This is a genomic window from Janthinobacterium sp. SUN176 (assembly GCF_030587335.1).
Taxonomy (GTDB): domain Bacteria; phylum Pseudomonadota; class Gammaproteobacteria; order Burkholderiales; family Burkholderiaceae_D; genus Janthinobacterium; species Janthinobacterium kumbetense.
In genome coordinates this window covers 2,356,760-2,369,765 of record NZ_JAPWIA010000001.1, presented here as the reverse complement: position 1 = coordinate 2,369,765, position 13,006 = coordinate 2,356,760, and the positions used below count along the sequence as shown (strand labels likewise).

Below are 13,006 nucleotides of genomic sequence, written 5' to 3'. Positions count from 1 at the left end.
TTCCTACAAGCCCGCGTCTTTCCACGACGCCAGTCCCAGCCGCTTCAACAGCCGGCCCGACAGCCCGCAGCTCCAGCAACTGATCTGGATTTGTCGCTGCCGCGCCGGGTCCGCATGCCAGGCTTGTTCGGCGTAGGCGAGCAGGGCGTCGCTGAGGGCAGAGTCGTCGGCGACGGGCGGCAGGCGCGACATCAATTCAAGCAAGCCGTGGGTGGCCTCCTTGATCTGCAGCAAACCCGCCAGCATGGCGCGCAGGACGGCGCCGTCGATGTTGCTGCTTGCTTGCGTGAAACGCTGCTGCCAGCACGGGCCGCGCGCCTGCCACAGCGCCAGCAGCGGGGGTACGTCGGCGGACTGCAGTTGCCCGATCAGCTCGTCCGCCTCGAGAAACAGGTCGAGGCGGTCGTATTCATCGTCGTCGCTGCACAGCAGTGCATCGAGTTCCTGCAAGACGTTCATGCCACCACGTTCGTGGGCGCACCCCGTTCGAACGCTTCCACGTTGCCGATCAGGATGTCGGCCAGCTTCTGCATGGCCTCGCCGCTGGCCCAGGCCGTGTGCGGCGTGAGGATGAAGTTGGGCAGGCGCAAATTGAGCAGCGGGTTGTCGGGCGGGGGCGGCTCCTTGGACAGTACGTCGAAACCGGCGCCGGCGATCACGCCGTTTTTCAAGGCCTCCGCCAGTGCCGCTTCATCGACGAGGCCGCCCCGCGCCGTGTTGATCAGCAGCGACGTGGGCTGCATGCGCGCCAGTTCCTTTGCTCCGATGATGTTGCGCGTGGTGTCCGTCAGCGGCAGGTGCAGGCTCAGCACGTCGGAACTGGCCAGCAATTCGTCGAAGCCCACTTCCTTCACGCTATCTTCATTGATGGGCGAACGGTTGTGCACGATCACCTGCATGCCGAAGGCGCGGCCCAGCTGGGCCACGGACTTGCCCAGCGCACCATAGCCCAGCAAACCCAGGCGGCTGCCGGCCAGGTCGCGGATCGGGTGGCCGAACAGGCAGAAGCGGTCGGACGCCTGCCACAGGCCCGCTTCCACGTCCGCGCGGTAGGCGACCAGCTGGCGGCGCAGGGCCAGCATCAGGGCCAGGGTGTGTTCGGGCACGGTGGCGCGCGCATAGTCGCGGATATTCGCCACGACGATGCCCCGCTCGCGGCAGGCAGCCAGGTCGAGGATATCCGTGCCGGTGGCGGCCACGGCGATCATCTGCAGGTCCGGCAATTGCGCCAGCTCGGCCGCGCGCAGCGGCACCTTGTTCGTGATGGCGATCGTGGCGCCTTGCAGGCGAGCCACCGTCTGTTCGCTGCCCCTGGTGTGCGCATGTTCTTGCCAGCTGTGGGCGAAGGCGGGCGGGCGCACGGTGGCGATCAGGCTGTCGCGGTCGAGAAAGACGATGCGGTGCGGGTGCGGCGATGTGCTTGCTGCGGTCATGGCTGGGCCTCGGTCTGGGTGGCGCGCGCGCTGGGAAGGCTGCTCTTGCCTTTCAGTTGCGTGGCCGGGTGGTTGGTAAACATGTCGGCGACCCATTCGACAAACACGCGCACCTTGGCGGACAGATGGCGGTTGGGCGGATAGATCACGTGGATGGGCAGCGGGTCGGATTCCCATTCGCTGAGCAATTCCACCATTTTGCCTTGTTCTATCAGGGGCGCAAGCATGAAATGCGTCATTTGCACGATGCCCAGGCCCGCCAGGCCGGCGGCCGTGTAGGCATTCGAGTCGTTCAGGGCGATATGGCTGGGCATGGCGATCTGGATGCGGTCGCCGGCGCGCGTGAAATCCCAGTCGAAGGTCTTGCCCGTCTTGGCGGAGAAAAAATTCACGCCCCGGTGCTGCGCCAGGTCGTCCGGATGCAGCGGGGTGCCGTGCTGCGCCAGGTAGCCGGGCGAGGCGCACGTCATGAAGTGCAGCACGCCGACCCGGCGCGCGATCAGGTTCAGGTCGCCCAATTCGCCGCCGCGCACGGCGCAATCGACGCCTTCCTCGATCAGGTCGACGGGGCGGTCGCTGCAGCCCAGTTCCAGCGAGATGTCCGGGTAGCGGGCAAAGAAGTCGGGCAGGGCGGGGATGATCAGTTCGCTGGCCAGGGCCGTGGGCGCATCCACGCGCAGCCGCCCGCTGGGGCTCAAACGCGTGCGCGACAGCGATTCCTCCGCCTCGCGCACGTCCGACAGGATGCGCACGCAGCGCTCGTAATACGCGGCGCCATCGGACGTGATGCTGACGTGGCGCGTGGTGCGGTTGAGCAACTTAACCGACAGGCTCGCTTCCAGCGACTGGATCAGGGTCGAGACGGTGGCTTTCGGCAGCTGCATGTTTTCCGCCGCGCGCGTAAAGCCGCCCGCATCGACGACTTGGATGAAAACTTCCATGGCTTGCAGCTTGTTCACTTGATTCCTTATCACTTTATGCTTGATTATTCATAATCCTGAACAATCAATTCGTCATTGCACTCTTTATCAGATTGTAGATCAAGTCTATAGTTGTTGTACTGCAGCATAAATGTGATTGCCGCAGGAAGTTCACAGGAGAAAAATCATGGGTCATCGGAATGGAATCTTTGCAGTGCTCGCTCTCGCTATGAGCTCGCTCGCTCTGGCCGCGATGGTATCGACGGATGCATACTCGATGGCGGCGCAAAGCGAAGCCAGCGGTTATAGCGCCCTGACCCATGAAGTGGGCGGCGTCGCCCTGTTGTGCCTGAACGACACGGTGCTCGATGCTGCGGTGCAGCCGGTGGTGGCGCAATGAGCTTTGCCGACACTGCGGCCGAACTGGCACCTGGCCAGGCGCTGAAGATACGCGACATCCAGGTGCAGGGCGCGCAGGATGCGCTCGGCGCGCGCGTCTACACGGCCGGCGTGCCGGGCGCCAAGCAGCCGAACCTGATGGTTTTCTTCCATGGCGGCGGCTTTGTCGACGGCGACCTGGACGACGCGGACGACTTCCTGCGCTGCCTCGTGCTGAGCAATCCCGACCATGTGGTGCTGGCCGCGAACTACACCCTGGCCCGCGTGCGGCCATTTCCCGCCGCCGTGGAAGACGCGCATGCCGTGCTGCTGTGGGCAAAAAAGAACAAGTCCAAGCTGGGCTGGACGGGCAAGCAGATGGTGGTGTCGGGCATCGAGGCGGGCGCCAACCTGGCCGCCGTATGCGCGATGATGTCGCGCGACCGGGGCGGACCGCCCCTCGCGGGCCAGGTGCTGATCATGCCCATGCTCGACCCCGGCCTGTCGACCTGCTCGATGCGCTCCTTGCCGACCTGTCCTGACCTGGCGGAAGTGGCCGATCAATGCGCCGCCGCCTACCGTGGCTACCTGCCGAATGCCGCTGACCGTACCCATCCGTATGCGTCGCCGTTGCAGTCGAGCCGCCTGAAGAACCTGCCGCCGGCGCTCATCCTGTCCAGCGAAGACGACCCATTGCGCGACGAGGCTGAACAATACGGCAGCAAACTGATCGCCTGCGGCATCAAGACCACCGTGCGGCGCATGGCCGCCGCACCGCTGCAGGACGCCACCGCCCGCAATGAGTGCGCTTGCAAGGTACAGGTATTGAGCGAAATTAGCAGTTTCGTCGCCGGACTGGGGCAGGAGCCCGAGTCATGACGCCGCCATCCGCGGCACCGCAAAAAACTTACACTAATCAGTTTACTTTTTGAGTTTTGGTTGCTACACTACGCAGTGTAGTTCCCTTCATGCCTGAGTTGTGCGTTCGCACAGCCAGCTTCGTCGTCCCCGTCCGCTTTTAAGCAGCTGGCGGCCTGTTTACCTTTGATCGAGCGCCGTCGGGCGCCATGGCACCACCATTCACTTTTTCAGTTGGGTTGCTTCCTGCCGCCCATACCATTAGAAATTTTCATAAAACAGGGAAATAAAATGAAAAACGTTCAACAATTTTCCACTCTGCTGAAGCCCCTGGCTGCCTCGCTCGCGCTGGCAGGACTGGTGGCCGTGAGCCTGGCCGGCTGCGATTCGGCCAACAGCAAGGTGCCCGACGCACCAGCGGCCGGCGGCCCGCCCATCTCGGCCGCCGCCGTGGTGGAAAAACAGATCACGGAAACGCAGGAATTCTCGGGCCGCCTGGAAGCGATCGAGCGCGTGGAAATCCGCTCGCGGGTCGGCGGCTTCATCACGGCCGTCAATTTCAAGCCGGGCAGCGAAGTGAAAAAAGGCGACGTGCTGTTCGTCATCGATCCGCGCCCATTCCAGGCCGAAGTGTCGCGCGCCGAAGGCACGGCGGCTTCGGCCCGCGCCAAGGCGGAACTGGCCAAGCTGGAACTGTCGCGCGCTGAAAAGCTGCTGGCCGAAAAAGCCATCGCCCAGCGCGAATTCGATGAAAAGGCATCGGGCTTGAAAGAGCTGGACGCGAATGCCCGCTCGGCGCAAGCCGCCTATGAAGCTGCCAGGCTGAACCTGTCGTACACGCAGGTGCAGGCGCCGATCAGCGGCCGCGTCAGCAAGGCGGAAATCACCGTCGGCAACCTGATCGACGCTTCCGCCATCCTCACCTCCGTGGTGTCGACGGACCGCATCTACGCCAGCTTCGACGGCGATGAAGATACGTATCTGCGCGTGGCCGGCACGGCGCAAAAGGGCACGCCCGTCACCGTCAAGGTGGGCCTGGCCAATGAAACGGGCTTCCCGCATGAAGGCAAGCTGGAATTCGTCGACAACCAGCTCGATCCGGCCACGGGCAGCGTGCGCATGCGCGCCACCTTCGCCAACGCCGAGCGCCAGCTGGTGCCGGGCCTGTTCGCGCGCATCCAGCTCGACGGCGGCAATGGTCCGCAGGCGCAAAGCACGGCGCTGTTGATCAGCGACCGCGCCGTCGGCACGGACCAGAGCCGCAAATATGTGTACGTGGTGGGCGCCGACAACAAGGCCGAATACCGCGCCGTCAAGCTGGGCCCGAATTCGGACGGCTTGCGCGTGGTGCGCGAAGGCTTGAAGGCGGGCGAAAAGATCGTCGTCAACGGCTTGCAGCGCGTGCGTCCAGGCGCACCGGTGACGCCGCAGATGGTGGCCATGGACTTCGACCCGACCGCGCCTGTCGCTCCCGCAAAACCTGAAGTAAAAGACGCCAAGATCGCCGCGAAAGCAGCATCGACTTCCAAGGAATAAACATGAATTTTTCCCGCTTTTTCATCGACAAGCCGATTTTCGCGGCGGTGCTGTCGATTGTCATATTCGTGGCCGGGCTGCTGTCGATTTTCGGCCTGCCCATCTCCGAATATCCCGACGTCGTGCCGCCATCCGTGGTGGTGCGCGCGCAATACCCGGGCGCCAACCCGAAAGTGATCGCCGAAACCGTGGCCGCGCCGCTCGAAGAGCAGATCAACGGCGTCGAGAACATGCTCTACATGTCCTCGCAAAACACGTCCGATGGCGCGATGATGCTGACCGTGACCTTCAAGATCGGCACCAACGTCGAGCAGGCCGAGACGCAGGTGCAGAACCGCGTGCAGCGCGCCTTGCCGCGCCTGCCAGAGGAAGTGCGCCAGATCGGCGTGACCACCGTCAAATCGTCGCCCAACCTGACCATGGTGGTGCACCTGGTCTCGCCGAACAAGCGTTATGACGACATGTATCTGCGTAACTACGCGGTGCTGAACGTCAAGGACCAATTGGCACGCTTGCCCGGCATGGGCGACATCCAGATCTTCGGCGCCGGCGACTATGCCATGCGCATCTGGCTCGACCCGCAAAAGGTAGCGGCGCGCGGCATGACGGCCAATGACGTCGTCGACGCCATCCGCGAGCAGAACGTGCAGGTGGCTGCCGGCGTGATCGGCGCTTCGCCAGCGAAAAACTCGGACTTCCAGCTGACCGTCAATACCCAGGGCCGTCTGCAGACGCCCGAGGAATTCGGCGCCATCATCGTGCGCACGAATGCCGACGGCGCCGTCACGCATCTGAAAGACGTGGCGCGCGTGGAAATGGGCGCCAACAGCTACTCGCTGCGTTCGCTGCTGAACAATAATCCTGCCGTCGGCATGGGTATTTTCGAAGCGCCGAACGCCAACGCGCTGCAATTGTCGTCCGACGTGCGCGCCAAGATGGACGAACTGAAGAAAGACTTCCCGCAAGGCGTGGAATACCGCATCGAGTACGACCCCACGCAGTTCGTGCGCTCGTCCATCGAAGCCGTGATCCATACCTTGCTGGAAGCGATTGCCCTGGTGGTGCTGGTGGTGATCATCTTCCTGCAAACCTGGCGCGCCTCGATCATTCCGCTGCTGGCCGTTCCCGTGTCGATTGTCGGTACCTTTGCCGTGATGCTGGGCTTTGGCTTCTCGATCAACACGCTGTCGCTGTTCGGCCTCGTGCTGGCCATCGGTATCGTCGTCGATGACGCCATCGTGGTGGTGGAAAACGTCGAGCGCAATATCGAGGAAGGCTTGTCGCCGCGCGACGCCACCATCCAGGCCATGAAAGAGGTGAGCGGTCCTATCGTCGCCATCGCCCTGGTGCTGTGCGCCGTGTTCGTGCCGATCGCCTTCGTGCCCGGCCTGTCCGGCGAGTTCTATCGCCAGTTCGCGCTGACGATCGCCATTTCGACCGTGATTTCCGCTTTCAGCTCGCTGACCCTGGCGCCAGCCCTGTCGGCCGCGCTGCTGAAGCCGCACGATGCGCCGAAAGACGCGCTGACGCGCGGCATGGACATGGTCTTCGGCCGCTTCTTCGCCTGGTTCAACCGCTTCTTCGGCCGCGCTTCGCACCGTTATGAAGCGGGCGTGAAGGGCGTGTTGGGCCGCAAGAGCGCTTCGCTGGGCGTGTATGCGCTGCTGGTCGTTGCCGCCATCTTCACCTTCAAGTCCGTGCCGGCCGGCTTCGTGCCGGCGCAGGACAAGCAATACCTGGTGGGCTTTGCGCAATTGCCTGACGCCGCTTCGCTGGACCGCACGGAAGATGTCGTGCGCCGCATGTCCGACGTCATCAAGTCGGTGCCTGGCGTCGAATCGACCATCGCCTTCCCCGGCCTGTCGATCAACGACTTCACCAACGCGCCGAACGCCGGCATCGTGTTCGCCACCCTGAAGCCGTTCGATGAGCGCAGCAGCAAGGAATTGTCGGGCGGCGCCATCGCGGCCGAGATCAACAAGCGCCTGGGCGGTATCCAGGACGCCTTCATCATGGTCTTCCCGCCACCGCCCGTCAACGGCCTGGGCACCATCGGCGGCTTCAAGATGATGATCGAAGACCGCGGCAACCTCGGTTACGACGCGCTGTACAACGCCACCCAGTCGCTGGCCGCGAAAGCGTACCAGACGCCGGAACTGGCGGGCGTGTTCTCTGGCTACCAGATCAACGTGCCGCAGCTGTTCGCCGACGTCGACCGCGTGAAAGCCAAGCAGATGGGCGTGCAGCTGCAAACGATTTACCAGACCTTGCAGATCAACCTCGGTTCGCTGTACGTGAACGACTTCAACCAGTTTGGCCGCACCTACCAGGTGCGCGTGCAAGCCGATGCCGCGTTCCGTTCGCATGCCCAGGATATCGCGCAGCTGAAAGTGCGTAATGACAAAGGCGAAATGATCCCGCTGTCGTCGTTGATGCGCGTCAAGGATAGCTATGGTCCGGACCGCGTGCAACGCTACAACGCGTATGCTGCAGCCGATTTCAATGGCGGCGCCGCGCCTGGCGTGTCGAGCGGCCAGGCGCAAGCCGCGCTGGAACGCATCGCCAAGGAAGTGCTGCCGCAGGGGATTTCGTATGAGTGGACGGAGCTGACCTACCAGGACATCTTGTCCGGCAATACGATGATCTATGTCTTCCCGCTGTGCGTGCTGCTGGTGTTCCTCGTGCTCGCCGCCCAGTATGAAAGCTGGACCCTGCCGCTGGCCGTGATTTTGATCGTGCCGATGTCCATCCTGTGCGCCTTGCTGGGCGTCAAATTGACCGGTGGCGACAACAACGTGTTTACGCAGATCGCGCTGTTCGTGCTGGTGGGGCTGGCGTCGAAGAATGCGATCCTGATCGTGGAATTTGCCCGCGAACTGGAAGAGCATGGCCGCACCGTCGTGCAAGCGGCGCTGGAAGCGTGCCGCCTGCGCCTGCGTCCGATTTTGATGACGTCGATCGCCTTCATCATGGGCGTGGTGCCCCTCGTGTTCTCGCACGGCGCCGGTTCGGAAATGCGCCATGCGATGGGCGTGGCGGTGTTCGCCGGCATGCTGGGCGTGACCTTCTTCGGCCTGTTCCTGACGCCCGTGTTCTATGTACTGCTGCGCACCCTGGCGCAGCGTTTTGAGAAAAAACCAGCCGATGCTGCCGCCAAGCCTGCCGCCGCGCCAGCATTGAACCTGGAAGGAGATATATATTGAAAACCAAGGAAATCATCTGGCGCGTCAAGCCTGTGCTGACCGCCATGGCCGCAGCCGTGCTGCTGGCCGCCTGCGCGGCGCCCGAGTTCAAGCAGCCGCAGATCGAGACGCCTGCGGCGTTCAAGGAAGCGCAAGCCTTGCCCGCCGTGCAGACGGCGGCCGACGGCACGCGCTGGAAGCAGGGCGTGCCAGCCGAGCGCCAGGCGCGCGGCGAGTGGTGGCTGGCCTTCAATGATCCGGCCCTCACAAACCTGATCAACGAAGCCACGCAGGCCAATGCCAACCTGGCCGTCGCCGCCGCCCGCGTCAAGCAGGCGAGGGCGATTGCCGGCATCGCCGAAGCGGACCGCATCCCGCAAGTGGGCGTGAACGTGGGTGGCCAGCGCAACCGCGCTTCCGCCGTGTCGCTCGGCTTGCCGAACGGCGCGCCGGTGGCGGCGACCAACGTCTACCAGGCGAATCTGACGGCCAGCTACGAAGTCGACCTGTTCGGCCGCGTGGCGGCTAACGTCAGCGCCTCGCGCAGCGATGCGCTGGCCGTGGAAGCGACCTATCGCTCGGTGCTGCTGTCCTTGCAGGCCGACGTGGCGCAAACCTACTTCCAGCTGCGTGCCACGGACGCCGAACTGGCGACATTGGCCCAGACGGTGCGCCTGCGCGAGGAAAGCGTGCATGTGAACCAGCGCCGCTACGACCTGGGCGACATCGGCGAATTCGATCTGTCCCGTGCCCGCACGGAGCTGTCGACGACGCGCGCCGAAGCCATCGGCCTGCAGCGCCAGCGCGCGACCAGCGAACATGCGCTGGCCGTCCTGCTGGGTAAACCGGCCGCCAGCTTCACGGCGACCGTCAACCCGCTGCAGGACAGCGGCTTCCTGCCCGTGATCCCGGCCGGCATGCCGTCGTCCCTGCTGGAGCGCCGTCCCGACATCGCGTCGGCGCAGCGCACCATGGAAGCGTCGAATGCGCGCATCGGCGTGGCGAGATCGGCCATGTTCCCCGCCTTGACCTTGAACGCTTCCGGCGGCGGCGCGTCCGATACGTTCTCGGACATCTTCAAGTGGAGCAGCCGCTCCTGGCTGCTGGGCGCCCTGATGTCGATGCCGATCATCGATGGCGGACGCAATAAAGCTGCCGTGAGCCGCAGCGAAGCGCAGCTGGAAGAGTCGGTGGCGACGTATCGCCAGAGCGTGCTGGTGGCGTTCGCCGAGGTGGAAGACAACCTGGCCGGCCTGCGTATCCTGTCGGGCCAGACGCAGCAGATCGACGAAGCCGTCGTTTCGGCGCGCCGCTCGGCCGACCTGGCGCAAAAGCTGTACGACGCGGGCCGTTCCAGCTACCTCGATCTGCTGGATGCGCAGCGCAACCTGGCGGCCATCGAGCGCAATGCCGTGCAATTGCGCGGCAACCGCGCCGTCACCACGGTGGCGCTGATCCGCGCCCTGGGCGGCGGCTGGGGAGATGCCGAGCCGCAGGTGGCGGCCAACTGATTTCCGGCACCGCGGGTTGGCATGTCCGGCCCGCGGCAAGGAAAACATCGTCAAAACGGCGTCGTGCGCTTGCACGGCGCCGTTTTTTTGTTTTCAGCGAGTTGAATCCGTTTGCGGCAAGGCCGCGTAAGTACTCCTGCAATCACGCAAACGCAGTCATCCAGGAGATACCATCATGCGCACCTTTATTCCCGCAGCACTGTTTGTCACCGCCTTTACTTCCCTGCTGGCCGCCAGCGCCCCGTTTGCCGCCGACATGACGACCATGGTGGGCGGCCAGAGCATGTACCCGAGCAAGGACATCGTCGACAACGCCGTCAACTCGGCCGACCACACGACCCTGGTCGCTGCCGTCAAGGCGGCCGGCCTGGTCGATACCTTGAAAGGCAAGGGCCCGTTCACCGTGTTCGCGCCGACGAATGCGGCCTTCGGCAAGCTGCCGGCAGGCACCGTCGACACCCTGGTGAAACCGGAAAACAAGGCGACCCTGACGAAAATCCTCACCTACCACGTGGTACCGGGCAAATACGACTTCAAGGCGCTGGCGAAGGAGATCAAGATGCATGACGGGAAGGCGACCCTGCCCACGGCCAGCGGGGGCAAGCTGATGTTCGCCATGAACGGCATGCACAACATCGTCGTGATGGACGAGGGCGGCAATAGCGCCAACATCAGCACCTATGATGTGTATCAATCGAATGGCGTGATCAATGTCATTGACACGGTCTTGATGCCGAAATAAGCGGACGAAAGAGAGTACGAAATAGCGGACGAAAAAAAAAGACAGGGAAACCCCTGTCTTTTTTGCCTGCATGGCGCCGATTACTTGGCTGGCGCTGCTGCTGGTGCGGAAGCTGCCGCTGCGGCCGGAGCTGCTGGCGTTGCCGGTGCTGCTTTCTTCGCCTTGTGATGCTTGGCTTTCTTGTGCGCGGCCGGTTTGACGGCGGCTGGTGCTTCAGCCTTGGCTGCCGGTGCGACGGCGGCGGCAGAAGCTGCTGGAGCGGCCGGTGCTGCAGGTGCGGCTGGCGTCTGGGCGAAAGCGGCGGTGGCGAACAGGCTGGCGATCAGGGTGGCGATAACTTTTTTCATGATGAAATCCTATAAGGTAATGGTGCGAATAAAAATCGGGTGCTGATGGACTGGATTACTTGCTTGCTGCAGGCGCTGCTTCAGCGGTGGCCGACGCCAGTTTGGCATCTGCCTTGGCCTTGGTTTTTTTCGCAGTGTGATGCGCCTTGGCCTTGGTGGTGGCAGCTTCCGTTTTTGCGCTGGCGACTTCCGTTTTGGCGGCGACGACAGCTTTCGCTTCCTTGGCATCCGCTTTCACGACGGCTTGCGCTTCCTTGGCGTCAGCCTTGACGACGGCCTTGGTGTGGGCTGCTTCCACTTTGGCGGGAACCGAGGCTGCGGGAGCTGCTGGCGTTTGAGCAAAGGCAGCGGTTGCGAACAGGCCGGCGATCAGGGTAGCAATTACTTTTTTCATGGTGCAGTCCTCAGTGGTGGTTTGTCTGGTATGTCTGTTGGTGCCGGGATGATTCCCGTGTCACTGAGCATAAAACGCGCCCCCGGACGCTTGCGTTGACGGCCATTACAAACGCTTACATCTGCGTGGCATCCGCGGCTAAAATGGCTTTCAGGATGTCTTCCGAACGGCGCTGCCCGTAGCCCTTGCCGTATGCGCTCGATGCGATGCTCACCACCATGCGGCGCGCCGGTATCACGTAGATCTTGTTGCCGCCATTGCCCGAGGCGAAATGCACGGCGGTCTTTTTCCCGGCCACGTCCTGCGTCTTCGCGTACCAGAAATAGCCGTAGCTGTCGGCATAGCGGTCGACGGCGCCGATGGCCACGCGCGGCGCCAGCGCTGCCTTGAGCCAGGCGGCGTCGATCACCCGCTTGCCGTCAAATACGCCGTCGTCCAGCACCATCTGGCCGATTTTTGCCGTGTCGCGCGCGCGCAGCGAGAGGTTGCCCTGGCCTTTAGGGTGGCGTGCCACGTCGCGGCCCCAGCTCCAGCGCGTGATGCCCAGCGGCGCGAACAATACCTTGGCGGCGTAGTCTTCCAGGTCGGCGCCGCTGGCGTTTTCCACCACGCGCCCGGCAATGTACGAACCCAGCGAGTTGTAGCGGTAGATGCTACCCGGCTTTGTTGCGGCCGGCACGCCGCGCACGAAGGCGGCGGGGTCGGGCGCTGCATCGAGCTTGTCTTCATTGCCGGGCGAGTGTTCGTCTTCATCGAAGGCGGCCAGGCCCGAACGCATGGTCAGCAAGTCGTCGAGGACGACCTTGCCCGCCGGGCTGGCAGCGACTTCGGGCCAGTAGCCGCCCACCGTTTTTGTGGTCGCCAGCTGGCCGCGCGCCACGGCCGCACCGACCAGCAGCGCGGTGATGCTCTTGCCGGCCGAGCGGATGTCGTGCAGGGTGTCGGCCGTCTCGCCGTTGTAATAGCGCTCGGCGACGATGGCCCCGTCGCGCAGCACGACGACGGCGCGCAAGTCGCCATGGCTGTCGCCGTCCTGGGTTTGCAGGACTTGATCGAGGGTGGCGGGGGCGCTGTCCTGCGCCAGGGCAGGGCATGACAGGAAGAGGGCACTCAATAGTGAGAACGGCAGGCGGCGCATGGACAGCTTTCGTGGCGATGGTCGGATAGCCAGTGTCGCCCAATTGCGCCGTTTTGTCGCGCGCAAGCTGGCCTGTTCGATGAAGTTTGCGTGAAGGCGCGCCGCACGAGCGCCATGCAAAAAGGACAGCCGAAGCTGTCCCTGGTACGCGAAGTGGCCACGCAAGCGCAGACCCGGCGGATGCGCTCCCGTGGCTACATTTGGCTTACTTTGCCGGTGTGGCAGCAACTGCGGCATCCGCTTTTGCCGCATCCGCTTTTACCTTGGCTTTAGCGGCCTTGTGATGGGCCTTGGCCTTGGTGGCTTTGGCGTCGGCCTTGGCGCTGGCGACATCGGTTTTCGCATCGGCTGCGACGACCGCTTCCTTGGCGTCCGCTTTCACGACAGCCTTGGTTTCCTTGGCCTCTGCCTTGGCGACGGCTTTCGTGTGGGCCGCTTCCGCCTTGGCGGGAACCGACGCTGCCGGGGCGGCAGGGGTTTGGGCAAAGGCTGCGGTAGCGAACAGGCCGGCGATGAGGGTAGCGATAACTTTTTTCATTTTATTTTCCTGGCAAGTGGTAAGTGATG

13 protein-coding genes are annotated in these 13,006 nt (G+C 63.6%); 6 read left to right on the top strand and 7 right to left on the bottom strand.

Going from position 1 to position 13,006, the window contains the following annotated elements; genetic code table 11:
* Nucleotides 1-3 precede the first annotated feature (3 nt).
* The 3 genes from O3299_RS10680 to O3299_RS10670 are packed head-to-tail and all read right to left on the bottom strand — an operon-like array spanning nt 4 to nt 2,392.
* Entirely contained in the window at nt 4-459 is a 456-nt protein-coding gene (locus O3299_RS10680; protein WP_305062283.1) for a hypothetical protein, read from the bottom strand.
* On the bottom strand, nt 456-1,433 hold the full coding sequence (locus O3299_RS10675) for a D-2-hydroxyacid dehydrogenase (RefSeq protein WP_305062282.1): 978 nt from the start codon (nt 1,431-1,433) through the stop codon (nt 456-458). Before O3299_RS10675 ends, O3299_RS10680 begins: the two co-directional genes overlap by 4 nt.
* Nucleotides 1,430-2,392, bottom strand: coding sequence for a LysR family transcriptional regulator (locus O3299_RS10670; RefSeq protein ID WP_099667375.1), 963 nt, complete (start codon nt 2,390-2,392; stop codon nt 1,430-1,432). Before O3299_RS10670 ends, O3299_RS10675 begins: the two co-directional genes overlap by 4 nt.
* Nucleotides 2,393-2,582: 190 nt before the next feature.
* On the opposite strand from O3299_RS10670, the gene O3299_RS10665 reads away from it, so the two are divergent.
* From O3299_RS10665 to O3299_RS10640, 6 genes are all read left to right on the top strand, one after another.
* Entirely contained in the window at nt 2,583-2,753 is a 171-nt protein-coding gene (locus O3299_RS10665) for a hypothetical protein (RefSeq protein ID WP_156894740.1), read from the top strand.
* Nucleotides 2,750-3,610: an alpha/beta hydrolase gene (locus O3299_RS10660; protein ID WP_251348172.1), complete on the top strand. Its 861-nt coding sequence runs from the start codon at nt 2,750-2,752 to the stop codon at nt 3,608-3,610. The genes O3299_RS10665 and O3299_RS10660 overlap by 4 nt, the downstream gene beginning before the upstream one ends.
* Before the next feature lie 270 nt (nt 3,611-3,880).
* Entirely contained in the window at nt 3,881-5,125 is a 1,245-nt protein-coding gene (locus O3299_RS10655; protein WP_289904479.1) for an efflux RND transporter periplasmic adaptor subunit, read from the top strand.
* 2 nt (nt 5,126-5,127) lie between these two features.
* Nucleotides 5,128-8,328 (top strand): efflux RND transporter permease subunit, encoded by a 3,201-nt coding sequence (locus tag O3299_RS10650; protein WP_099667378.1) that lies wholly within the window; start codon nt 5,128-5,130, stop codon nt 8,326-8,328.
* Nucleotides 8,329-8,372: 44 nt separating this feature from the next.
* Entirely contained in the window at nt 8,373-9,818 is a 1,446-nt protein-coding gene (locus O3299_RS10645; RefSeq protein WP_305062963.1) for an efflux transporter outer membrane subunit, read from the top strand.
* Nucleotides 9,819-10,083: 265 nt separating this feature from the next.
* On the top strand, nt 10,084-10,560 hold the full coding sequence (locus O3299_RS10640; RefSeq protein WP_257219082.1) for a fasciclin domain-containing protein: 477 nt from the start codon (nt 10,084-10,086) through the stop codon (nt 10,558-10,560).
* Nucleotides 10,561-10,640: 80 nt separating this feature from the next.
* On the opposite strand, the gene O3299_RS10635 is transcribed toward O3299_RS10640, so the two are convergent.
* From O3299_RS10635 to O3299_RS10620, 4 genes are all read right to left on the bottom strand, one after another.
* Nucleotides 10,641-10,907, bottom strand: coding sequence for a hypothetical protein (locus O3299_RS10635; RefSeq protein ID WP_152257397.1), 267 nt, complete (start codon nt 10,905-10,907; stop codon nt 10,641-10,643).
* 55 nt (nt 10,908-10,962) lie between these two features.
* A complete protein-coding gene (locus O3299_RS10630; protein ID WP_099667380.1) occupies nt 10,963-11,301 on the bottom strand; it encodes a hypothetical protein in 339 nt (112 codons plus the stop codon).
* Between the two features lie 115 nt (nt 11,302-11,416).
* Nucleotides 11,417-12,439 (bottom strand): serine hydrolase, encoded by a 1,023-nt coding sequence (locus tag O3299_RS10625; RefSeq protein WP_305062281.1) that lies wholly within the window; start codon nt 12,437-12,439, stop codon nt 11,417-11,419.
* A gap of 205 nt (nt 12,440-12,644) precedes the next feature.
* On the bottom strand, nt 12,645-12,977 hold the full coding sequence (locus tag O3299_RS10620; RefSeq protein WP_305062280.1) for a hypothetical protein: 333 nt from the start codon (nt 12,975-12,977) through the stop codon (nt 12,645-12,647).
* Between the last annotated feature and the right edge of the window lie 29 nt (nt 12,978-13,006).